Origin of the sequence: Nesterenkonia sp. NBAIMH1 (assembly GCF_007922635.1) — a bacterium.
GTDB lineage: Bacteria > Actinomycetota > Actinomycetes > Actinomycetales > Micrococcaceae > Nesterenkonia > Nesterenkonia pannonica.
Map to the genome: position 1 here is coordinate 1,075,101 of NZ_CP042335.1, position 21,657 is coordinate 1,096,757.

The following is a 21,657-nucleotide window of genomic DNA, read 5'->3' on the forward strand; positions in this document are numbered from 1 at the left end:
CGACGCATAGGGCGCCTACGTGAAACTTGAGCTGCGGGACGTCACCAAGAGGTTCGGCTCCTTCACCGCCAACGACAGCATCAGCCTGACCGTTGAGCCTGGGCAGATCCACGCCCTGCTCGGTGAGAACGGAGCCGGCAAGTCGACCCTCATGAACACCATCTACGGCATGCACTCCCCCACCTCGGGGGACATGCTCCTGGACGGCGAGCACGTGAGCTTCGACGGACCCGGCGACGCCGTGGCGGCCGGGATCGGCATGGTGCACCAGCACTTCATGCTGATCCCGGTCTTCACGGTGACCGAATCTGTGGCCCTGGGCTACGAGCCCACCTCCGGCGTCGGCATGCTCGACTTCGCCGCCGCCCGCCGCAGGGTCGAGGAGATCTCGGCACGGTTCGGCTTCGATGTGGACCCCGACGCCACCGTCGAGGAGCTTCCCGTCGGCGTCCAGCAGCGCGTCGAGATCATCAAGGCCCTCGCGCGCGACGCGAAGGTCCTGATTCTCGATGAGCCGACCGCAGTGCTGACCCCGCAGGAGACGGACGAGCTCATCAGCATCATGCGTCAGCTGAAGGACGCCGGCACCTCCATCCTCTTCATCACGCACAAGCTGCGCGAGGTGAAGGCAGTGGCGGACACCATCACCGTCATCCGCAGGGGCGAAGTGGTCGGATCCGCGCCGCCCAGCGCATCCGAGACAGAGCTGGCCTCCATGATGGTCGGACGCGAAGTCAGCCTGACCACGCAGAAGGAGCCCGCCCAGCCGGGTGAGCCCGCCCTGCAGATCCAAGGCCTGACCGTGCTCTCCAGCACCGGCAAGGTGACGCTGGACAACGTCACCCTGGACGTGAAGGCAGGAGAGATTCTGGCCGTGGCCGGTGTGGACGGAAACGGCCAGACCGAACTGACGGAGACGATCCTGGGCGCCCGCCAAGCCGCCTCGGGCGACATCCTCCTCAACGGCACCAGCCTCAGGGGCCGCAGCATCAAAGAGCGGCTGAACGCGGGCTTGGGCTTCGTGCCCGAAGACCGATCGACCGACGGGGTGGTGGCAGGCTTCTCCATCACCGAGAACTTCGTGCTCGACATGTATGACCAGCCTCCCTATGCCTCCGGGCCGGCCATGAGGCCCTCGGTGATGCGCGCGGCCGCCGAGGAGCAGACCGCACGCTTCGACGTGCGCATGGGAACCGTCGACGACCCCATCAGGACCCTCTCGGGCGGCAACCAGCAGAAAGTCGTGCTGGCCCGGGAGATGAGCAGATCCCTCAAGCTCTTCGTCGCCTCCCAGCCCACGCGCGGGCTGGACGTCGGCTCCATCGAGTTCGTGCACCGCACCATCATCGAAGAGCGTGACAGAGGCACCCCCTGCCTGATCGTCTCCACCGAGCTCGATGAGGCGCTCAACCTGGCCGACCGCATCGCCGTGATGTACCGCGGACGAGTCGTCGGGATCGTCGGCCCGGACACGCCCCGGGACGTCATCGGGCTGATGATGGCCGGGGTCCCCGCCGATGAGGCAGCACGCACTGCCGCAGAGCACCAGACCGCGCTCTCCGAGGTGGACGAGGAAGTGGACGGATGAGTCAGGAACACGCCCCGAAGAAGCCCGAGCAGGGCGGCGCCGCCCTCGCTGACGCCGAATCGAAGCTCGCACGGGCCCTGCGGGAAATGGGTCAGTCCTCGGCAGTGGTCTCCCTCCTAGCGGTTGTCATCGCCCTGGCGGTGGGCGCGCTGCTGATTCTTGCCGCGGACCCCAGCGTCCGGTCCACGATGGGGTACTTCTTCGCCCAGCCAGGCGACTTCTTCCTCACCAGCTGGACGACCGTCTCGGAGGCCTACACCGCCCTCTTCCGCGGCGCTGTCTTCGACTGGACTGCGCCCGAGCTCTCCCGTGCGGTGCGGCCCTTGACCGAAACGATGACCAACGCGGTGCCGCTGATCCTGTGCGGGCTCGGCATCGCCATCGGATTCCGATCCGGGATGCTCAACATCGGCGGCCAGGGCCAGATCATCCTGGGCGCCACGTTCGCCGGGTTCCTGGGCTACACGGTCAGCATGCCCGTAGGCGTCCACATGCTCTTCGCCCTCTTCGGCGGACTGCTCGGCGGGGCCATCTGGGGCGGCATCGCGGGCGTGCTCAAGGCGCGCACCGGTGCGAACGAGGTGATCGTCACGATCATGCTCAACTACATCGCGCTCTACCTCCTCGCCTGGCTCCTGCAGCAGCAATGGTTCGTCCAGACCGGCTCCAACCAGCCTCGATCCACCGGAGTGGACGAATCAGCTCGTCTCTTCGGACTGCTCGGCGACGGGTTCCGCCTCCACGCCGGATTCCTCCTGGCCATCCTTGCCACCGTCTTCGTCTGGTGGCTGCTGGAGCGCTCCACCCTCGGATTCGAGATGCGCGCCATCGGCGAGAACCCTGATGCGGCCCGGACCGCCGGCATCTCGGTCCCCAAAGCCACCGCGATGGTGCTGATCATCGGCGGCGGGCTCGCCGGGCTGGCCGGCGCCGCCCACGTGCTGGGCACCCAATACTCCCTGACCGGCGGAGTCGCCGGCTCCCTGGGGTTCGACGCGATCACCGTCGCCCTGCTCGGCCGCTCCAAGCCCCTGGGCACCTTCCTCGCCGGACTTCTCTTCGGCGGACTGCAGGCCGGAGGCGTGCTCATGCAAGCCTCCACCGGAACCCCGATCGACATCATCCTGGTCGTCCAGTCCGTCATTGTGCTGCTCATCGCAGCACCGCCGCTGGTGCGCGCCATCTTCTTCCTTCCTGATCCGCAGAGGCCGGGCAAAAAGATTCGACGCGCCGGCGCCAAGCGCTCACAGGAGGTCTCCGCATGAGTGCGACCGCCCAGGGGCAGGCCACCGCAGCCGCCCCGCTCCAGCCGATCAGCTGGAAGTATCCGATCACCTACCTGATCCTTGCGCTGGTGAGCGTGCTCTTCCCGCTCTCCGTATCGACAGACAGCACCACCGTGTTCCGGGTCGCCAGTGCCCGGGACTTCGTGGAGATCCCCCCGATCACCGTCCCGTCTCTGGTGGGCGGCATCGTCTGCGCGGCACTGCTGGTGGGCCTCGCCGGCTACGCGTTCAAGCGGGCAGCGGCACGGCAGAAGACGCAGCTCCTCGTCCCCATCCTCTTCGGCGTCACCTTCGTGCTCGCCTTCCTGCTCTGGGCCGGCTCCGGCCGCGGAGCGGTGATCCCGCTCACCACGATGCTCACCGGCGCCCTGGCCCTGTCCGTGCCGCTGATCTTCGGGGCGCTCTGCGGGCTGGTCGGCGAACGCTCCGGCGTCATCAACATCGCCATCGAAGCTCAGCTGCTGGCCGGCGCGTTCCTCGCAGCCGTGGCAGCCTCGCTGGTCACCAACGCCTACTTCGGGCTCATCGCCGCCCCGTTCGCCGGAGCTGCGGTCGGTGCGATGCTGGTCTTCTTCTCAGTGAAGTACCAGGTCAACCAGATCATCGTGGGCGTGGTCCTCAACGTCCTCGTCATCGGCCTCACCAGCTTCTTCTACTCCACCCTCCTCACCGAGAACCCCGGTGTGTGGAATGCTCGGCAGCAGCTGGATCGGCTGCCCATTCCGCTGCTGTCCGAGGTGCCGGTCATCGGCCCCGTGCTCTTCAACCAGACAGTGCTGGTCTACCTGATGTACGCGGTCGTCATCATCCTGCAGATCATGCTGTTCCGCTCACGATGGGGGCTGCGCATCCGCGCAGTCGGAGAGCATCCCAAAGCGGCTGACACTGTCGGCATCAACGTGAACAGGACCCGCGTCCGCAACGTCATCCTCGGCGGTGCGATCGCTGGACTCGGAGGAGCTGCATTCACCATCGGGCAGGGACTGGCCTTCGGCCCCGAAATCTCGGCCGGACAGGGCTTCATCGCCCTCGCCGCGATGATTCTGGGCCGCTGGAAGCCCTTCTCCGCCCTGCTCGCGGCCCTGCTCTTCGGCTTCTCCACCTCCTTGGGAAACACGCTCTCAGCGATCGGCACCCCCGTCGCCTCAGAGATGCTGCTGATGCTGCCCTACGTCATCACCATCTTCGCGGTCGCAGGATTCGTGGGCAGAGTGCGTCCACCCGCAGCCAACGGAACTCCGTACATCAAGTAGACAGCCGCCGCGTGCCCGCTGCCAGGGGGCAGAGGGCCGCCTCAGACCGCTTGACGGCCTGGGATCAGAGGCCCCAGACTGTATGGGCGGTGCCGGGCTGCTGGTAACCCCCGGGCTCCAACCATTAGCCGCTTCGAGCGGCCACGCGCCGTGAGGCGTTCCCAGCCCGGCACCCACCCCTCCCCCTCATTCGTTCACCTGCGGGCTATAGACTCAGTACCCGTAGTTCATCTGATATTCATTCCTAATGCTGTGGGGACGCATGATTGCTCTGAACAGGGCGCGCCATGATGGGCCGGCCAACCTGCTCGCGGAAATAGCCGACGAGCTCCAATCCGGCACCGCACTCTTAGCCGAGCTGCTCGGCACCTCCGCCTCAGAACGCCTCTCGCGGCGCGAAGGCCTGCTTTCGCTCGAGGGCCGGGCCATGGACAAGCACCTGGCGCTGATGACCCAGATCCGGAGCGTCTTCCTGACCCCGATCCCCCGTGAGGACGTCTACTCGATCTCCGCCGGCCTCAACCGTGCCATGGAGCACCTGATGGCTGTGGGCGACCTTCTCATCACCCGGTCCGGGCTGGCCCTGCCCGAGCAGGCCCACCAGCAGCTCGAGGTCCTCAGCCGCGAGGTGGAGCTGACCGCCTCCGCCCTGCGGCGCCTCGACGATCTCGACCATCTTGAGGAGTACTGGTCGCAGACCCAGCGCCTCACCAAGCAGGCGAACCGCGGCCATCGCGAATGGTCAACCTCCACCGATGGGGCCCTGCAGCCGGGCGTGGCGCTGCAGCACGCGGAGCTTGCCTCAGAGATCCTCGCCGCCATGCACGCGCTGCGCGACGACGTCGCCACAGTGTGCGGCTCCATCGTGGTGCGGGAGTCCTGAGCAGGTGGAGCTCCTTCTGCTGACTCTGGTGGGGGCGCTCATGCTTCCCACCCTGTACCTGGCGGGCCTGCATGACGTTCCCAACGCCATTGCGATCCCTGTCCGCACGCGCGCGCTGACCGCCCGAGCTGCCACGCGGCTTGCCGCCGCCTGCACCGCCGCAGGCGTCCTCACCGCTCTGCCGATGGGCCTGTACCTGTACAGCTGGTTCGACGTTCCGGACATGCCTCCGGCAATGACCCTGAGCGTGGTGCTGGCAGCGCTCATCACGGCCCTGAGCTGGCAGACCCACACGTATTTCCAGGGCATGCCCACATCGAACACCCATGTGCTGCTCTCCGCGCTGCTGGGCGGAACACTGGCCGCAGGGCTCATCTCCGGGGTGGATGGATCAGAGATCCTGCACCTTCCGTGGCTCAACCCCCTGATGACGCTGATCATCTCGCCTGTTGCGGCGTTCCTCGTGGCCTATCTGCTCGTCTTCGCCGCCGCCCGGCTCGTGCGCGGCGAAGAGGCCGAGCAGATCAACCGCACCTCGCGGGCGGCCCAGTGCGTCAGCGCCGGACTGACCAGCTTCGGCACCGGGATCCAGGCAGGGCAGCGCTTCCTCATCGTGGCGCTGATCGCCATGAGCGCCGCTGACATTCCGCAGGGCGCACCGATCCTGGCCGCCCTCACCCTCACCTTTGCTCTGATGCTCGCCCTGGGCTGCCTCAACGGGGGATGGAGGATCGGGCATGTGCTGGGCCACCGGCTGGTAGCCATGGATCCGCTGCGCGGCATGGTCAGCACCACCACCACAGCGGGGCTGCTGGTGGCAGGCTCGCTGGCGGCGGCGCTGCCGCTGTCCACCTCGTTCACCGCCGCATCAGCGATCATCGGCGCCGGATCCAACCAGCGATTCGCCACCGTGAACTGGCGGCAGTTCCGACGCATCGTCCTCTACTGGGCCATGACGCCTGTGGTCGGAATCGCCGCGGCAGCAGGCATCACGGCCGTGCTGAGCACCCTGCTCTGACGGCAGGCCGCCACTCAGGCGGGAGACAGGCTCTTCCGTCCGGAGAGATCAGACGCGCTGCCCCTTCGACGTGCGAGAGCCGATCAGCCTGGCGACCACGGTGATGACCAGAATGATGACGAGCAGCGAGAGGGCACCGCCCCAAGCTCGTTCGATGCCGGCATCGAAGGGTTGGCGTGCGCCGTCGTAGATCTGAAGAGGAACAGCGCCGATCGCAGTGTTGAAGAAGGCGTAGACGATGTTGACGTTCCCGAAGGCGGTGAGGATGAGCGGAGCCGTCTCTCCCGCGCCGCGGGCCACAGCGAGCATAATGCTGGTGGTGAGCCCGGGAGCGGCCGCAGGAAGCACGACCCGCAGTGTGGTCTGCCACTTCCTGGCTCCGAGGGCGAAGGCACCGCGGCGAAGATCAGCCGAGACGGTCTTGAGGACCTCCTCGCAGGAGCGGACGATGATCGGGAGCATCACGATGGCGATGGCGACTGCGCCCGTGAAGGCCCCAAAGCCGAAGAACTGGCCGGTTCCCAGGATGAGCAGGGCGTAGATGGCCAATCCGATGAAGACCGAGGGGATGCCGGTCATCACATCGGTGACGAATCGGATGACGTTCGCAAAGGCTCCCCGTCCGTATTCGACGAGATACACTGCGGCTGCCAAGCCCAGCGGCACGGAAATTCCGATAGCCATGAGCATAATGATGCCCGTTCCGACGAAGCCCGCCGCATAGCCGCCGCCCTCCCTTGCGGGAGGGTTCTCCCGTTCCGTGAAGAACTCCCACGAGATGACGCCGGCGCCCTGTCGGATCACCTCTGTGAGGATCAGGACGAGAGGGATGGCAGCAACGATCATGAGCACCAGAAGCACGACGGCTACTAGCCGGTCCCACTGTTTGCGCCGGACGGCCTTGCCGCTGCGGTCGCGCAGGCTGACGCGCTTCGGCGACTGAGGCTCCTGCGATGTGGGCTGAGGACTGGGAGCGGTGAGTGTCATAGAGCATCTCCTGCGGAGGACGAGCGCGCGAAGCGCCACACGATCAGTCGGGCCACGATGTTGACTGCCATGGTGAGCAGGAAGAGGACCACGCCGATCCCCATCAGCGCCGTGAGGGTCTCAGGCGCCGCGTCCTGGAAAGTCGCGGCGATATGGGCGGCGAGGGAGTCCCCCGGAAAGAAGAGGCGGGATCCGGCCTGCTGGGAGCCGCCCACAAGCATGAGCACGGCAATGGTCTCTCCGAGGGCGCGTCCTAGGCCGAGCATGGTGGCTCCCACGATTCCTCCGAAGGAACGGGGAAGGACCACTCGGCTGAGGGTCTCGCTCTTGGTGGCACCGAGGCCGTATGAAGCATTCACCTCGTCGGGGGGCGTCGATGCCATGATCTCGCGAGTGATGGCCGTGATGATCGGCAGGATCATGATGGCCAGCACGACGCCGGCGTGGAAGTAGTTCGTGTTGGGAACGCCGCCGCCGAAGAAGGGGATGAAGCTGCCCAGGGTCTGGTTGAGCCAGTTGCTGAACGGCTGAAGAATGTTCGGGACGAACCAGAGCAGACCCCAGAGCCCGTAGATGATTGAGGGAACCGCTGCGAGAATCTCAACGGTGTAGGAGAGGAACGTCCTGAACCGGGCCTGGGCGTAGAAGTTGATGAAGAGCGCGACAGCCACAGCCAGCGGGAGCGCTATTGCGACGGCAATCGCGGAGGTGAAGAGGGTGCCCCAGATGAACGGCCAGGCTCCATAGTTGCCGGTGAACTCGTGCCGAGCGAATCCAGCTTCCCACTCACGGCCGAAGACGAAGGAGAAGAAGCCCTGGTATTCGAAGACGGGATACGCGTCGTACACCGTCCGCAGCACCATGGCACCCAGGATGATCAGCACACTGGATGCCGCGACCATGAGGAAGCCGACGAAGAATCGGTCGCTGTATCGTGCCGCACCGCGAGCGCGCAGGCCATCGGCGCTCTTCTGCGCGCGTGTCATAAGAGGCATGAGAGTGATCCTGTAATAGAGATTCAGCTCCTGTGGGGTGCCGGGGCAGTGCCCCGGCACCCCACAGGAATCAGATGAATGTCAGTCTTCGCTGTTGATTCGGTCGATAGCGTCCTGGACGTCGCCCTGGAGGCTCTCGCCCAGAGGTGCGTAGCCCAGCTCCGTGGCCAGCTCCGTGGCCTCGTCGCTCTGGGTGGCCCAGCTCCAGTAGCTCTTCAGGATCTCCTCGGTGGTCTCGTCGTAGCCGCACTCGTAGGCGAAGATCCAGTTGGCTCCCACGATCGGGAAGCCGTCGCCGCCGACGCCCAGGACGTCGAACTGGAAGTCCTCGGGGATGTCCAGAACCTCAAGGGCCTCAGTGGTCGCCTCCAAGGTCGCCTCGACTGCGTTGCCGTCCTCGTTGACCACGGCGGCCGTCGGCAGGTCATTGACGAGCGCGTACGCCTGGTTGATGTAGCCGAGACCGCCGGCGTTCTGCTCGATGCCTGCGGTCACACCCTCGTTGCCCTGACCGCCGATGGTCTCGGCAGGCCACTGCACCTCGGTGCCGGAGCCGAGCTCCCAGTTCTCCGCTGCGTCCTCGAGGTACGTGGTGAAGACGGAGGTGGTGCCGGAGCCGTCCGAGCGGTGCACGGGGAGGATCTCCGAGTCGGGGAGGTCACGGTCGGGGTTCAGCTCGGCGATCGCCGGGTCGTCGTACGTGGTGATGTCACGCTGGAAGATCCCTGCGATCGTCTCCGCGTCAAGGACGAGTCCGTCCATCTCCTCGTCGCCGAACGCGATGGTCACGGCGCCGAAGAGGACCGGGAACTGGATGGCCTCGCAGTTCCGAGCCTCTTCGGCCTCCTCCAGATCCTCATCGCGGAGGTACCGCTCGGAGGATCCGTAGTCCACCGTGTCCAGCAGGAACTGCTCGATGCCGCCGCCGGAGCCGATGGACTGGTAGTTCAGGCTGACACCGGGCTCGACATTGCCGCCGTACTCGAAGGCCCAGTCCTGGAAGACGGGGTCCGGAAAGGTGGCGCCGGCGCCTTCGAGGTTGCCGCTCAGGTCGCCGCCGCCCTCGCCGCCTTCCTCGTTGCCGCCGTTCTCCTGGTCGGCGGCGGCGTCAGAGTCGTCCGCCGCGTCTTCCGGCGCCGTGTCTGCAGGGCCGCTTCCGCCGCATGCGGCAAGAGTGAAGGCCAGCACTCCGGCGAGTGCCGCTGTGGCCAATCGTGGATTCTGGGCGGGCCGGAGGGCGCGTGTTTTCATCAAGGTGCTTCTCCTGTGAGGGTAGTGATTAGGGCACGAGAAAGTAGGGGGACGGCACGAGGACGGTTCGTCGGCGTTATCCGAAGCGACCGGAGATGTAGTCCTCGGTGCGCTGATCGGATGCGTTGTTGAAGATGGTTCGGGTTTCGTCGTACTCGACGAGAGCGCCGGTGCGCTCTCCGGCCTCATCGTCGATGTCCACGGTGAGGAAGGCTGTCCGGTCAGAGATTCGGGCGGCCTGCTGCATGTTGTGGGTGACGATGATGAGGGTGTACTCCTCTCGCATCTCGCGCATGAGATCTTCGATGCGCAGAGTCGCGATGGGGTCCAGGGCGGAGCAGGGCTCGTCCATGAGGATGACGTCGGGGTCCACGGCGATGGCGCGGGCGATGCAGAGGCGCTGCTGCTGTCCGCCGGAGAGGGAGAACCCGGAGTCCTTCAGCTTGTCCTTCACTTCGTCCCAGAGGAACGCTTTGCGCAATGAGGTCTCGACGAGCTCGTCGAGGTTTCCGCGGTGCCCGTTCAGGCGCGGCCCGAAGGCGACGTTGTCGTAGATCGACTTCGGGAAGGGGTTCGGCTTCTGGAACACCATTCCGATGCGCCGTCTGACCTCGACGGGGTCGATGCCGGGACCGTAGATGTTCTCGCCGTTGTAGATGAACTCGCCTTCGACGCGCGCCCCGGCCACGAGGTCGTTCATGCGGTTGAAGGAGCGCAGGAGTGTGGACTTGCCGCAGCCGCTGGGGCCGATGAAGGCTGTGATCTCCTGGCGCGGAATCTCCATGGTGATTCCAGAGACGGCGGTGAAGCTCCCATACTTCACGGCCGCCTCACGGAGCTCGAAGACTGCCGTGGGGTCCTTCTTCTTCTCGCGGGCGGGCTCGGGGCCCCCGGCCGGGGCGGGCTGGCTCTGCGAAGGTGCGCGAACAGACTCCACGTCCTGTTTCATCTGTGAGCTCCGATCAGTGTCTCTCTGCGGGTGCGATTGCATACGTCTCGTATGGAATGCCCCACATCTGAACGGCAGATGAACTTACGGCCCCTGTTGGGTTAAATCGGTCTGAAACTTCGATGCGTCCGACACGCGGACCGCTGAGCGTGCGAACACGGAGACTGCGGCACCCTGTCAGAGAGTGAGGAACATGCGCGTGTTGCCCAGCGTGTTGGGCTTCACACGCGCGAGGTCGAGGAATTCGGCCACACCCTCGTCCGGTGAGCGCAGCAGCTCCGCGTACACCTCGGGGTCCACGGCTTCCTGCCCTTCGCCGAGCGGCTCGAACCCGTGGCGCGCGAAGAACGCGGTTTCGAAGGTCAGGCAGAAGACCCGCGTGACGCCGAGGCTCCGGGCGCGGTCGAGAAGCTGGTGCAGCAGGGCTGCTCCGAGGCCGCTTCCCCGGGTGGTGGGGCTGGTCGCGAGGGTGCGCACCTCGGCGAGGTCCTCCCACATCACGTGCAGGGCGCCGAAGCCGACCACCTCCCCGTCGCCGTCCTCGGCGATGAGGAACTCCTGAATGTCTTCGTAGTAGGCGACTGCATCTTTGGGGACGAGCACGCGCTGGTCGACCAGGGGCTCGGACAGCGCAAGGATGGCCCGGACGTCTCGGGTCCGGGCGGGCCGGATGCTGTAGGGCGGGGGCGGGTCTGCGCTGCGGCGGCTCATTCGGGATCAGCCCCTTCCACGGTGAAGGTGTGCGGGTAGGAGGTGGTTCCGGAGACGCTGACGGTCAGCTGGTACTCCCCGCTGGGAATCGCTGCCGGGGCGGAGCAGTCTTCGGAGGAGTCGGAGCGGGGCCAGTTGAGGTCCGCACGGACCGTCTCCCCGGCGGCGAAATCGCGCTCGAAGGAGTCGCCCGTGATGTCGCACTCCTCCGTGGTGAAGATTTCGGATCCGTTGTGGGAGATGCTCCACGTCTGTTCGGCGGTGCCGACTTCGATCGCGCACTCGTCGCCGGAGACGTTTCGGACCTGCATGATCATCCGCACCGCCTCATCGGCTGCGTAGGAGTCGGCGTGGGTGTCGGCGGTGACGAGCACGTCGTCAGGGTGGCAGTGCCCCTCGGGCACGTCGTCCGGCTGCTCGGCGTTGCCGGTCTCAGCATCCTCGTCCTGCTCCGAGCCGCTGCCCTCCGGCGCCGGAATGTCGTCCTGGCTCTGGCCGGCGCCCTGCTGGTCCGTCTCGTCGTCACCGGTGCCCATGAGCGCGCTGACGACCCAGATCACCAGGGCGAGCAGAAGCACACCGAGGACCGCGGCCACCAGCTGGCGGCGACGGGCCACCTGGGGCGAGGGACGGCGCGGGCTGCTCATCCCCTCAGGGTAGAACGGCAGCAGCCCCACGCCGCCCACGCCACTCGGCGAACCATCCGATTCGTCCCGTTCAGCTGACCGAGACGAAGACGGTGTCGCCGAACATGTCGGCGGTGACAGCCAGGACCCCGGAGGCCACGTCGTCCGCAGGCACCTGAAGGGCGACATTCCCCGTCTCGGAAGCACCCTCATAGAGGGTGGTGAGGGAGTCGAAGGCCTCCGGGGCCACAATCGCGGCATCGCCTTCGGTGAAGGTGTTCCCCTCGGGCGAGACATACTCGACGCTTGCCCAGGGCATGTCGCCTTCCGAATCGCTGCCGATGTACTCGGCGGTGATGCTCACCAGGATGTAGGTCTGCCCATCCTCGGGGGCTTCGTTGAACTGGTTCTCGGCCAGCACGTCGTCTGTGGCATCGAGGTCCACACTGTTCACGGTGACCGTCCAATCGCCGCTGGACACTTCGGTGCCCAGCGGGAGGGGATTCTCGCGGGTGCCCTCCGCATCGGAGCTGCCGTCCTCTGCGGCATCCTCCGCTTCATCTGCGGGCTCTGGGCTGTCCTCACTGCGCTCACCGTCGGCGTCGTCCGGCGCCTCGGCGGTGGTCTCCGGGCTGAAGCTCTCATCGAAGGCGTCAGCCACCACCGTCAGAAAGACGACGACGCCGACGACGGTGCCGATGACTGAGACGATCACCGCGGCGATGCCGGTGCCGCGGCGCTTGCCCCTGAGGAACAGAGAGACGAGGCCCAGGATGAAGGCCGTGGGAAGCAGGACCCAGCCGACGATGAGCGCACCCGGGATGCAGGCGAATACGGCGCCCACCGCCGCGATGATGAGGGCGACGATGCCCAGGGTGTTTCTGCTGGGGCTCTCGGCGGCGAGCTGGGGGGTCTCGGTCTGGTGTGGGGAGGTCATCATGCACCTGTCTTCAGTAGGGAACGAGAAGTGCGCGGTCTGCGCTGCTGCTCAGCCTGCCCGGATGCCGGCTCCCGCTGGACGGGGGATCAGGCGGACCTGGATGCCCGATCGGGCACGGTGCGCGCCCCGATCCGGCCTGATGAGAGGCTCGGTGCGCTCAGTAGACTGGCGGAATGACCCCCCGCAACCGCCGCCGAGCCGCGCTGCGCGCGCTGCTCTCAGGCGCTGCGGTCGTGCTGATGATCGCTGTCGGCATTCTGCTGCTCACCAGCTCACTGATGACGTCCGTCCGGGCCATCGACCCGCACACGGACGAGGTCACCGACTTCGGCGTGGTCCAGTTCATGCTGGGTACGCTCGTGCTGCTCACCCTCCCCTGGTACCGGCGGCTGCCCAGCCTGCTGCTGTGCGCCGGCGCCGCGAACGCACTCATCGTGCAGGCTGATCCTTTGGTCCTGGCCGTGGGCCTGACCGTATGGATGGCCCGGGCGCGCCAGCGCTGGCATTGGGCGGTGGCCGCAGCGGGAGTCGCCGCCATCCTGGCCAATGCGGCCATCCACCTCAATGCCCTGAGGGGGTGGCCCGACGAGGACTACCAGCGCACAGGCCAGCTGCTGGTCGCCGCGATGGCCGTGATCTGCCTGGGCCTGGTGGTGGGCATCGCGCTCTGGGCGCGGCTGCGCCGCTCGGCGCAGCAGGCTGCGGTCGAGGCCCGAACGGCCCAGGACAGCGCCGAGGAGCTCAGCGGCGAACTGGCCCGCGAGCGCGAACGCCAGGAGCTGGCCCGCGAGGTCCACGACACGCTGGCGGGCAGGCTCTCCGGACTGTCGCTGCAGGTGGGCAGCCTGGAGAAGAGCGCTCAGCGCGGCGAGGTCCAGCATCTCGACGACGCGCTGCGCACCACCCGCAGCTACGCCGATCAGGCCCTGCTGGACCTCCGGACCCTGCTCACTTCGCTGCGGGAGGGCGGCGTCGCCCCCTCGGCTCCCGCCAGGACGCCCGCCGGGGCGCAGGACCTCCAGGACCTGTTCGAAGATGCTGTCTCCGCAGGGCTCAGCGTGCGGCCCTACGTGCTGCTGGACGGATACTCCTCCGCGCCTGAGGCCCTGCAGCGCGGCATCTTCCGCATCACCCAGGAGGCTCTCACCAACGCCCTGCGCCACAGCTCAGACCGTGCCGCAGACTGCCGCATCGTGGGGGATCCGGAGCGCGGCGTGCACCTGGAGGTGAGCAGCCGCAGCAGCGGCCCGAGCACCTTCGCCGGCGGCTCCGGCACCGGGCTGGTCGGAATCCGGGAACGCGCCGAGCTGCTGGGCGGCCGCGCCGACATCACCCACGAGGACCACATGTTTCACCTGCGGGTCGAGCTGCCCTGGGGCCCTCCGGCTCCCTGAGCCTGACCCGCCTGCGGCTCATCCGAGCCAGCCGATAGACTGCCGGGCGTGCAGATCACGGTGGCGATGGTGGACGACGACCCGCTGGTGCTCGACTCGCTCCGCCGCATCCTCTCCGAGCATTCCGACCTCAGCCTGGTCGGCACAGCCTCCACCGGCGTCGACGCCCTGCAGCTGGTCCGCACCGTCAGGCCCGACGTCGTCCTCATGGACCTGCAGCTGCGCGGGGAGATGGACGGAGTGGAGGCGACCCGCCGGCTCCGCAGCTCCCTGAGCCCGCCCGCTGTACTCGCGGTCACCAGCTTCGACACCGAGGTGTACATGCGCGGCGCCCTGGAAGCAGGAGCCGCCGGGTTCCTGCTGAAGAACGATGCCGCCGAACGCCTCGCCTCAGCGATCCGCATGGCCCGGTCAGGGGACCCGATGATCTCCCCAGCCCTGACTTCCCGGCTGATCTCCAGCTACATCGCCCCCCGCACCGATCCGATCTGCGAGCACGCTCGCGCCCAGGCGGAGAAGCTGTCCGAGCGGCAGATCCAGGTCGCTCAGCTGGTCGGATCCGGCATGACCTACGGCGACATAGCCGAGGAGCTCTTCATCTCCCCCAGCACCGTCAAAAGCACGATCAGCCGGGCGATGAGCGCGGTCGACGCCGACTCCAGCGCACAGCTGGCCGTGCTGGTGGCTCAGGCGCGCCTCGATCTCTGATGGAATGGCAGTCATGACGACGACCACTCCGCCGCAGGCCAAGCAGGTGCCCGTCGAGCGCACCCATCACGGCGACACGTTCACCGATCCCTACGAGTGGCTGCGCGAGAAGGACTCCCCCGAGGTCCGTGCGCACCTGGAGGCCGAGAACGCCTACACCGATGCGGTCACCGCCGAGCAGCAGCCGCTGCGTGAGGCGATCTTCGAAGAGATCAGGCACCGCACCGTCGAAACCGACCTTTCCGTCCCATCCCGCCGAGGAGGCTTCTGGTACTTCTCCCGCACCATCGAGGGCGAGCAGCACCCCATCTTCTGCCGGGTGCCCGTTGAGGACCCAGAGTCCTGGGAGCCACCGCAGGTGGAGGCGGGCGTGGAGCTCGACGGTGAGCAGGTCTACTTCGACACCAACGCCGAGGCCGCCGAGCACCCCTTCTACTCCATCGGCGGACTCTCCATCAGCGCCGACGGCAGCCTGCTGGCCTACACCGAGGACACCAGCGGAGATGAGCACTACACCCTGCGCCTGCGGAGCCTCACCACGGGCGAGAACCTGGCCGAGCAGGTCGACAGCGTCCACGGAGGCGGCCTGCTCGAGCCGACGGGCCAGCGCGTCTACTACATGGTGGCCGACGCCGCCTGGCGTCCATACCGGCTCTACCAGCACACGGTGGGCACCGCCGCCGAGGAGGACCGGCTGGTGCTCGAGATAGGCGACGAGCAGCTATGGACCGGGTTCGGCCTCTCCGCGGACAAGAAGGAGCTGGTCATCGTCTCCGGCAACTCGGAGTACAACGCCACCCGCACCCTCGACGTCTCCGACCCCTCCGCCGAGCCGCGGCTCCTCATCCCCGAGACGCGCCGCCTGCTGCACAGCGCCGAGCCCATAGAGCTCGACGGCGAGCGCCGCATCGTCCTGGTCCACAGCGCCGAGGGGCCCAACAACTCAGTCTCCCTGACCACGGCGGAGGAGCTGGAGGCCCAGATCGGCGCTGAGACCTTCAGCCCCGGCAGGCCCCTGCTCTCCCATGAGGACACGGTGAAGGTCGATGAGCACCTGATCGTCACCGCGTCTCAGGTGCTGGTGACCGCACGGGTCGACACGGTCGAGTCGGTCTTCCTGCTCCCCCTGGACACCATCCGGCAGGTGCGCGACGGCGGGGCGCCGGTGGCGCCGTCCTCACTGGACTCTCCGCAGTTTGAGGAGGAGCTGTACACGCTCAGCCTCGCCGCGGCCGAGTATGAGGCTCCGATCTTCCGGGTGGTCTACACCTCCTGGCTCACCCCGCCGCGCATCTACGACATCGCGCACGACGATGTGGCCGCGCCGGCCCTTCGGCGCCAGACGCCCGTCCATGATGTCGACCTCGACGCCTACCGGACCAGTCGCGTGTGGGCCACGGCCGAGGACGGCACCCAGGTGCCGGTCACGGTCATCCACCACCGGGACGTGACCGCCGACGGCACCAACCCGCTGCTGGTGTACGGGTACGGCTCCTACGAGATCAGCATGGACCCGGTCTTCGGCATCGCCCGGCTGAGCCTGCTGGACCGCGGGATCGTGTTCGCGATCGCGCATATCCGCGGCGGCGGCGAGCTGGGCCGGGCCTGGTACGAGGCGGGCAAGAAGCTCGCGAAGACCAACACGTTCACCGACTTCATCGCCGCCACCGATCACCTCGTCGCCCAGGGCTGGGGCGCGGCTGACCGTGTGGCCGCCCTCGGCGGCTCTGCCGGCGGACTCCTGATGGGCGCTGTGGCGAACATGGCTCCTGAGAAGTACCGGGCGATCGTGGCGCAGGTGCCGTTCGTCGACAACCTCACCACCATCCTCGATCCGAACCTGCCGCTCTCAGCCTTGGAGTGGGAGGAGTGGGGCAACCCCATCGAGGACGCGGCGGTCTATGAGCTGATGAAGTCCTACGCCCCCTATGAGAACGTCCGTGACACTGCATATCCGGCGATCGCGGCCGTCACCTCGCTGCACGACACCCGCGTCCTCTATGTGGAGCCGGCCAAGTGGGTGCAGGCCCTGCGCGAGCATCAGCAGGGTCAGGCGCCCATCGTCTTCAAATGTGAGATGGACGGCGGCCACGGCGGCGCCTCGGGACGGTACGAGCAGTGGAGGGAGCGCGCCTGGGACTACGCGTTCCTCGCACATCACTTGGGGGCCGCTGAGCCCGTGCGCTGATCGGCCCGTCGAGGCTCAGACGCGGATGAGCCCGCACCCCCTTCCGGTGGGTGCGGGCTCATCTCATGGAGCAGGGGCGTCTCAGCCCTTGTAGCGCTCGATGCTGCGCTGCAGCTCGGCTTCGGCCTCTTCACGGCCTTCCCATCCTTCGATCTTGACCCACTTCCCCGGCTCGAGGTCCTTGTAGCGGGTGAAGAAGTGCTCGATCTCCTTGAGCAGCTGCTCGTCGAGGTCGGAGAGCTCGGTGATGCTGTCGAAGCGCTTGTCGTCCGGGACGCATATGAGCTTGGCGTCGCCTCCGCCGTCGTCGGTCATGTTCAGCATGCCGATGGTGCGGGCCTCGACGACTACGCCGGGGATCAGGTCGACGCCGGGGATGCAGACGAGCGCGTCGAGGGGGTCGCCGTCCTCGCCGAGGGTGTCGTCGAAGTACCCGTAGTGCGTGGGGTACTGCATGGACGTGAAGAGGACCCGGTCCAGGCGGAGGCGGTGGGTCTCATGGTCGATCTCGTACTTCACGCGGGATCCGGCAGGGATTTCGATGGTCACGTCGCGGACTGTCGCCACGGCTCCTCCTTGGTGTGGGGTCTGAAGACTCGGCGTTCAGCCTACAACGCACGGAAGATCTGACCGTCGCGCGGCATGCCTTCCAGGGCTGACCTCTCAGGCGCCTTGGCGTGCTTCTGCCATTGGGGGTCGATGTCCTCCAGCTCGATGTTCGTCCAGCGCATCGGGATGCCCGCTGCGGCATCGATGACGGGATGGTCCATCAGCTGCACGTGCAGGTGCGGCATCGACGTGTTGCCGGTGTTCCCGAGCCGTCCGATCAGGTCGCCCTGGGCGACGCGCTGGCCCGGCCGCACCGTGACGGAGCCCCTCTTGAGGTGGGCGTAGGCGGCGCAGGTGCCGTCGTCGTGTGCGATCACCACCCGGTTGCCGAAGATGCCCCGATAGCCGAACAGCAGCTCGCGCACCGCCCCCTCGACAGTCATCATCCACAGCAGAGTCGGCCATGTGTTGCGCGCACGCTGGTCGCGCTGGCCGTCCGCCGTCTCCGTCACGGTGCCGTCGGCCATCGCACGGATGGGCGCGCCGAAGCACGTGAACTCCTCAGGTCGGCTGCCCCGCCAGCCGCGCCGGACCAGCGGAGGGTTCTCGTCGTGCTCATGGTGGGTCGGGTGTGTGATGTCCGCGGCGCTCAGCTGCCCCCGCGACCGTGCGCCGCCGTGGCTCGGAATCTTCTGGCCCGGACTGTTCACGGCAATCCATCGTCCTCGCACCGGGGCGGCCACCTCGACGGGCTCCTTCACCGGCGCGCGCGGGGCCACCCCCATGGCGGCGGAGAGCAGCACGATCGCCCCGATCACGGCCAGGACCCATACGAATCCTCCGGGAGGGCTAATGAGCCCCAGCATGTCGGCGAGGATGCTCAGAAGCGCAGCCATCAGCAGCGCGGTCCACAGCCTTCTCAGGCGTGCGATCATCCGCCTCATCGGTCGACCGCCAGCAGAGTGGTCAGCAGGGGGACGACGCGAGCGGCGGGCACCTCGTACCGCCCGCCGCCGACGGAGCGCAGCCATCCTGCGGCGGTGAGCTGCTTGATGTGGTGGTAGATCTGCCCGCTGGTGCCGAACTCGCCAGTGCCCACCAGATCCTGCACCGTGTCCGCGTCGCTCATGAGCCGCTGCACGATCCGCAGACGTGCGGGATGCCCCAGAGCGGAGAGCGCTTCGGCGCGCTCCGCGAAGTCCGAGTCGAAGAACGCCTCAGCAGGCGCGGCCATCTGCCAGCGCGCATTGGCCCCGTTCGGCGTCTGCACGGAGCCGGCCATGAGCACCCCGCCCGGTTCGGGGAGACGGGAACGCAGCCCGTCCAGAGCCCAGAGGGTGCCATCGGCCCCCGACCCGGCCTCAGTCTCGACCGGAGCATGCCGCTGCTCCTCCAGTGCGGCCACCCGCCGCTCCAGGGCAGCTATGCGCTCGTCATGACTCATGGCGACATAATACATGTTTTACGTAATTACGTAATATGCGGAACGCACCTGCCTGCGGTCTCCGGCCTCTTACCTGCAGCAGAGCTCGCCGCGCCTTCAGCATCAGCTGAGGGATCAGCGCCTGGTGAGCCGATGGTGGAGGCCGGCTTTCACCGCGGGCCACTCCGAATCAAGGATCGAGAAGACGACGGTGTCCCGCAGCGTCCCATCCGGCAGGATTCGGTGGTTGCGGAGCACCCCGTCCTGCTTGGCTCCGAGCCTGGCGATCGCCGCACGGGACTGGTGATTGTGCCAATGCGTGCGGAACTCCACCGCAATGCAGCCCAGCTCCTCGAACGCCCGCTGCAGAAGCAGCAGCTTCATCGCGGGGTTGATGCCGGTGCCCTGCACCTTCTGACCGAGCCAGGTGGAGCCGATCTCCAGACGTCGATGAGCCAGGTCAAAGTTCAGATAGGTGGTCATCCCGACCGCGCTGCCGGTGCGACGCTCGACGACCGCCCACGCGGCTATGTCGCCCTCGGCCTGCTTCTGCAGGCGCCGCTCGATCTCCTCCCCCACGGCTTCGGGCGCCGGAACAGAGGCATACCAGGTGCGCCACAGCTCACCGGGCACCACCGCCTCTGCCAGGTCCGCAGCGTGCTCCGCGGCGAGCGGCTCCAGCCGCACAGGCCCGTGCTCCATAGGCGGCGCGGCCAGGCAAAGATTCCACTCACTCATCGATCCCGCCTTCGCTGGGCTGATGCACCATCTGCACGCCCAGCTGGCGGGCGAGTGTGGCGGCGGCAGCTGCGCTGCGAGCTTCTGCGCTGCGCCGCCGGACACCCGGTTCGTGCCAGGTCTGGCCCACCACCAGCTCCCCGGCGATGCGCCGGACGTCTACTCGCCCGATCAGCTCGTTGCCGGAGAGCAGCCCCATGACGTAGTGGCCGTAGATCCGCTGATCGCGGGGCACATACGCCTCGAACCGGTAGTCGAAGCCGAAGATTCGCTGGGCCCGGCCCCGGTCTCTCAGCAGGGGGTCGAAGGGCCCGATCAGCCGCGCATGGCTGACCGGGCCCAGTCCAGGTTCCGGAATGCTGCGCTCCACCGTCTCAGGCGTCACGTATGCGAGATCCTTCCAGCCCTCGACCGCAACCGGCAGCAGGCCTGCCGCCTCCACGCCCCGGCCAGCATCGGCCCGGCTGACGTGATAGTGATGGGCGAAGTCGGCGACTGTCATCACCCCCAGCGCACCGGCGGCACGGCGGGCCAAACCGGCCCTGAGCTCATCGGCAGGCAGATGCTCGGCCTCGCGCACTGCGGGCGGCAGCGCCCGCTCCGGCAGATCGAACAGCCGCACCGCACCTCTGCGCGCCGTGATGACCAGATCCCCCATGCGCACCATGAGCTCCGTCGCCTTCTTCACCTGAGACCACTGCCAGCCGGAGGTGCGCTCCGGCCCGAACTCGCTCTCAACAGTTCCGGTGGCTACGCCCTGCGGGTGCTCGGCCACCAGCTCCAGGATCCGATCGCGCACTCCCGCCTCGACCTTGTGGCCGTGGCGTGCTCGGACCGCTTCCCGGCGCAGACGCAGCAGAGGCCAGTCCTGGACCGGGAAGACGCACGCCACCTTGGTGAATGCCTCGAAGGAGGCAGGGCCTCCGGCGGCCGGGTCCGGCCACAGCGCCCCGTCCACCTGCTCCGCACGCGCACGGCGGGGCAGCCGGGTCAAGCAGGTCAACCGCTGGGCCGTGGACACCCGCGTCAGCGGGTCCAGCTGGATCAGTCCGAGCCCTCGCAGCACCTCAGCGGCGTCGCGGTGCTCGCCCGGGCCGCCCGGGGCGGGGATCCCCTGGGCAGCGACGACAGCCCCGCGGGCCCAGGCGGCGCTGACGCGCGGCGGCGTCACTCCTCTGCGCTCACGGGAAGGCGGCCGATCACCGGGTCAGCGCCGATCAGGTGCGGATCGCCTCGATGGAGCAGCCGGTCCTGGACCACTCACCAGGTGAGAGGAACGCAAGATCCTCCCCGCTGTTGAACGCGTTGGGAGGGCAGCTCATCGGCTCCACGGCCACACCGGCCCGACCGATGCGGTCCCCGGTGTACACCTGAGCCCAAGGGGTGTCGGAGATCATGCGGACGCCGAGGCCCGAGGGCCCATGGGTGAGCTCCGCCGTCCACCCCTCCTTCGGAAGATCGGTGTAGGCGTGATCGATGCGCCGGCCGGTGAGCAGCGGCCCGCCGGTGAGGTCCAGATCCCCGGACACCGGCAGCTTGTCCACCACTTTGCCCGAGGGCTTGGTCTCAGCCACCGTCCGGGCGGGCAGCCGCAGACGGCACTCCTTCAGGGGAGCCTCACCGGCTGTCAGATAGGGGTGGAAGCCGACGCCGAAGGGCGCAGCGGCGAACGCGCGCTCGTCGCCGTCCTGCGGGGCATAGCGGGCCATCAGCGTCACCGCCATGCCGAATGCGGCGCCCACCCGGTAGATGAGCACCACCTCGAGCGGGAACGGGTACCCCTCGGCAGGCGGGATGAAGCCCTGCAGGTGCACCTCGGAGGCCCGGCGCAGCAGGATGTCGAACCGCACGTCGGTGAGCAGCCCGTGGATGGCCGAGCCCGTCTCCGGCTCGGTGATGCTCAGGTGCATCTTCTGCCCCTCGTGCAGATACTTCGCGCCTGCGACCCGGTTGGGCCACGGGGCCAGCACCGCCCCCGGGAAGGCGCCCTCGGCGGCCTGCGCCGGGACCACCAGACTGTCATGGCCGCTGGTCAGCGTCAGAAGCTGCCCGCCCCGCAGGGCGATCTCTGCGGTGTACTCGCCGGACGTGATGGTGACCGTCTTCGCCGTCCTCGACATGTGAAGCTCCTCTGATCTGGGGCCTCCTCCGCTGGGCCGTCAGCATCCAG

At 67.5% G+C, this 21,657-nt stretch carries 21 protein-coding genes; 8 read left to right on the plus strand and 13 right to left on the minus strand.

The genetic code is table 11. The annotated features are described in order from the left end of the window. The first annotated feature begins 19 nt into the window (after positions 1–19). From FS388_RS05070 to FS388_RS05085, 5 genes are all read left to right on the plus strand, one after another. Positions 20–1,588: an ABC transporter ATP-binding protein gene (locus FS388_RS05070; protein ID WP_146340303.1), complete on the plus strand. Its 1,569-nt coding sequence runs from the start codon at positions 20–22 to the stop codon at positions 1,586–1,588. Next, on the plus strand, positions 1,585–2,853 hold the full coding sequence (locus FS388_RS05075; RefSeq protein WP_146340305.1) for an ABC transporter permease: 1,269 nt from the start codon (positions 1,585–1,587) through the stop codon (positions 2,851–2,853). The genes FS388_RS05070 and FS388_RS05075 overlap by 4 nt, the downstream gene beginning before the upstream one ends. Beyond that, positions 2,850–4,127, plus strand: coding sequence for an ABC transporter permease (locus FS388_RS05080; protein ID WP_146340307.1), 1,278 nt, complete (start codon positions 2,850–2,852; stop codon positions 4,125–4,127). The genes FS388_RS05075 and FS388_RS05080 overlap by 4 nt, the downstream gene beginning before the upstream one ends. Before the next feature lie 262 nt (positions 4,128–4,389). After that, positions 4,390–5,010 (plus strand): nuclease PIN, encoded by a 621-nt coding sequence (locus FS388_RS13005; RefSeq protein ID WP_168198596.1) that lies wholly within the window; start codon positions 4,390–4,392, stop codon positions 5,008–5,010. Between the two features lie 4 nt (positions 5,011–5,014). Further along, positions 5,015–6,028: an inorganic phosphate transporter gene (locus FS388_RS05085; RefSeq protein ID WP_168198597.1), complete on the plus strand. Its 1,014-nt coding sequence runs from the start codon at positions 5,015–5,017 to the stop codon at positions 6,026–6,028. 48 nt (positions 6,029–6,076) lie between these two features. Here the strand turns inward: FS388_RS05085 and pstA are convergent, their stop codons facing one another. From pstA to FS388_RS05120, 7 genes are all read right to left on the minus strand, one after another. Next, on the minus strand, positions 6,077–7,015 hold the full coding sequence (gene pstA / locus FS388_RS05090) for a phosphate ABC transporter permease PstA (RefSeq protein WP_146340311.1): 939 nt from the start codon (positions 7,013–7,015) through the stop codon (positions 6,077–6,079). Next, a complete protein-coding gene (gene pstC / locus FS388_RS05095) occupies positions 7,012–8,010 on the minus strand; it encodes a phosphate ABC transporter permease subunit PstC (protein ID WP_146340313.1) in 999 nt (332 codons plus the stop codon). The genes pstA and pstC overlap by 4 nt, the downstream gene beginning before the upstream one ends. Before the next feature lie 81 nt (positions 8,011–8,091). Further along, positions 8,092–9,261, minus strand: a complete 1,170-nt coding sequence (gene pstS, locus FS388_RS05100; protein WP_146340315.1) for a phosphate ABC transporter substrate-binding protein PstS — start codon at positions 9,259–9,261, stop codon at positions 8,092–8,094. A gap of 76 nt (positions 9,262–9,337) precedes the next feature. Next, entirely contained in the window at positions 9,338–10,210 is an 873-nt protein-coding gene (pstB, locus tag FS388_RS05105; RefSeq protein WP_146340317.1) for a phosphate ABC transporter ATP-binding protein PstB, read from the minus strand. A 177-nt stretch (positions 10,211–10,387) separates the two neighbouring features. Continuing rightward, a complete protein-coding gene (locus tag FS388_RS05110) occupies positions 10,388–10,921 on the minus strand; it encodes an amino-acid N-acetyltransferase (RefSeq protein WP_146340319.1) in 534 nt (177 codons plus the stop codon). Next, positions 10,918–11,568, minus strand: a complete 651-nt coding sequence (locus tag FS388_RS13010; RefSeq protein WP_168198598.1) for a hypothetical protein — start codon at positions 11,566–11,568, stop codon at positions 10,918–10,920. The genes FS388_RS05110 and FS388_RS13010 overlap by 4 nt, the downstream gene beginning before the upstream one ends. A gap of 70 nt (positions 11,569–11,638) precedes the next feature. Next, entirely contained in the window at positions 11,639–12,487 is an 849-nt protein-coding gene (locus tag FS388_RS05120; protein WP_246836307.1) for a DUF4352 domain-containing protein, read from the minus strand. Positions 12,488–12,660: 173 nt separating this feature from the next. On the opposite strand from FS388_RS05120, the gene FS388_RS05125 reads away from it, so the two are divergent. From FS388_RS05125 to FS388_RS05135, 3 genes are read left to right on the plus strand one after another with little or no spacing between them, the layout of a single operon-like run. Then, on the plus strand, positions 12,661–13,881 hold the full coding sequence (locus FS388_RS05125) for a sensor histidine kinase (protein WP_146340321.1): 1,221 nt from the start codon (positions 12,661–12,663) through the stop codon (positions 13,879–13,881). 48 nt (positions 13,882–13,929) lie between these two features. Next, positions 13,930–14,589 carry a response regulator transcription factor gene (locus FS388_RS05130; protein WP_146340323.1) on the plus strand — a complete coding sequence of 220 codons (660 nt, stop codon included), beginning with the start codon at positions 13,930–13,932 and terminating at the stop codon, positions 14,587–14,589. Positions 14,590–14,602: 13 nt separating this feature from the next. Continuing rightward, complete coding sequence (locus FS388_RS05135) at positions 14,603–16,777, plus strand: S9 family peptidase (protein WP_371708716.1); 2,175 nt, start codon at positions 14,603–14,605, stop codon at positions 16,775–16,777. 81 nt (positions 16,778–16,858) lie between these two features. Here FS388_RS05135 and FS388_RS05140 read toward each other — a convergent pair whose 3' ends face one another. From FS388_RS05140 to FS388_RS05165, 6 genes are all read right to left on the minus strand, one after another. Then, complete coding sequence (locus FS388_RS05140; RefSeq protein WP_146340328.1) at positions 16,859–17,344, minus strand: inorganic diphosphatase; 486 nt, start codon at positions 17,342–17,344, stop codon at positions 16,859–16,861. 41 nt (positions 17,345–17,385) lie between these two features. Further along, entirely contained in the window at positions 17,386–18,261 is an 876-nt protein-coding gene (locus tag FS388_RS05145) for a M23 family metallopeptidase (RefSeq protein ID WP_210410239.1), read from the minus strand. 5 nt (positions 18,262–18,266) lie between these two features. Continuing rightward, positions 18,267–18,770, minus strand: coding sequence for a helix-turn-helix transcriptional regulator (locus FS388_RS05150; RefSeq protein WP_146340332.1), 504 nt, complete (start codon positions 18,768–18,770; stop codon positions 18,267–18,269). Positions 18,771–18,884: 114 nt separating this feature from the next. Then, positions 18,885–19,487, minus strand: coding sequence for a GNAT family N-acetyltransferase (locus FS388_RS05155; RefSeq protein ID WP_246836308.1), 603 nt, complete (start codon positions 19,485–19,487; stop codon positions 18,885–18,887). After that, on the minus strand, positions 19,480–20,658 hold the full coding sequence (locus FS388_RS05160; RefSeq protein ID WP_146340334.1) for a DNA glycosylase AlkZ-like family protein: 1,179 nt from the start codon (positions 20,656–20,658) through the stop codon (positions 19,480–19,482). Before FS388_RS05160 ends, FS388_RS05155 begins: the two co-directional genes overlap by 8 nt. A 46-nt stretch (positions 20,659–20,704) precedes the next feature. Then, a complete protein-coding gene (locus FS388_RS05165; protein ID WP_146340336.1) occupies positions 20,705–21,607 on the minus strand; it encodes an aldose epimerase in 903 nt (300 codons plus the stop codon). Positions 21,608–21,657: the final 50 nt, after the last annotated feature.

What these genes read in the sequence shown, in the direction of transcription:
- FS388_RS05120 (WP_246836307.1), bottom strand. Translation starts at nt 12,487, where the DNA reads ATGATGACCTCCCCACACCAGACCGAGACCCCCCAGCTCGCCGCCGAG.
- pstS (WP_146340315.1), bottom strand. Translation starts at nt 9,261, where the DNA reads ATGAAAACACGCGCCCTCCGGCCCGCCCAGAATCCACGATTGGCCACA.
- FS388_RS05125 (WP_146340321.1), top strand. Translation starts at nt 12,661, where the DNA reads ATGACCCCCCGCAACCGCCGCCGAGCCGCGCTGCGCGCGCTGCTCTCA.
- FS388_RS13005 (WP_168198596.1), top strand. Translation starts at nt 4,390, where the DNA reads ATGATTGCTCTGAACAGGGCGCGCCATGATGGGCCGGCCAACCTGCTC.
- pstA (WP_146340311.1), bottom strand. Translation starts at nt 7,015, where the DNA reads ATGACACTCACCGCTCCCAGTCCTCAGCCCACATCGCAGGAGCCTCAG.
- FS388_RS05075 (WP_146340305.1), top strand. Translation starts at nt 1,585, where the DNA reads ATGAGTCAGGAACACGCCCCGAAGAAGCCCGAGCAGGGCGGCGCCGCC.
- FS388_RS05150 (WP_146340332.1), bottom strand. Translation starts at nt 18,770, where the DNA reads ATGAGTCATGACGAGCGCATAGCTGCCCTGGAGCGGCGGGTGGCCGCA.
- FS388_RS05110 (WP_146340319.1), bottom strand. Translation starts at nt 10,921, where the DNA reads ATGAGCCGCCGCAGCGCAGACCCGCCCCCGCCCTACAGCATCCGGCCC.
- pstB (WP_146340317.1), bottom strand. Translation starts at nt 10,210, where the DNA reads ATGAAACAGGACGTGGAGTCTGTTCGCGCACCTTCGCAGAGCCAGCCC.
- FS388_RS13010 (WP_168198598.1), bottom strand. Translation starts at nt 11,568, where the DNA reads ATGAGCAGCCCGCGCCGTCCCTCGCCCCAGGTGGCCCGTCGCCGCCAG.
- FS388_RS05155 (WP_246836308.1), bottom strand. Translation starts at nt 19,487, where the DNA reads ATGAGTGAGTGGAATCTTTGCCTGGCCGCGCCGCCTATGGAGCACGGG.
- FS388_RS05165 (WP_146340336.1), bottom strand. Translation starts at nt 21,607, where the DNA reads ATGTCGAGGACGGCGAAGACGGTCACCATCACGTCCGGCGAGTACACC.
- FS388_RS05135 (WP_371708716.1), top strand. Translation starts at nt 14,603, where the DNA reads ATGACGACGACCACTCCGCCGCAGGCCAAGCAGGTGCCCGTCGAGCGC.
- FS388_RS05145 (WP_210410239.1), bottom strand. Translation starts at nt 18,261, where the DNA reads ATGATCGCACGCCTGAGAAGGCTGTGGACCGCGCTGCTGATGGCTGCG.
- pstC (WP_146340313.1), bottom strand. Translation starts at nt 8,010, where the DNA reads ATGCCTCTTATGACACGCGCGCAGAAGAGCGCCGATGGCCTGCGCGCT.
- FS388_RS05080 (WP_146340307.1), top strand. Translation starts at nt 2,850, where the DNA reads ATGAGTGCGACCGCCCAGGGGCAGGCCACCGCAGCCGCCCCGCTCCAG.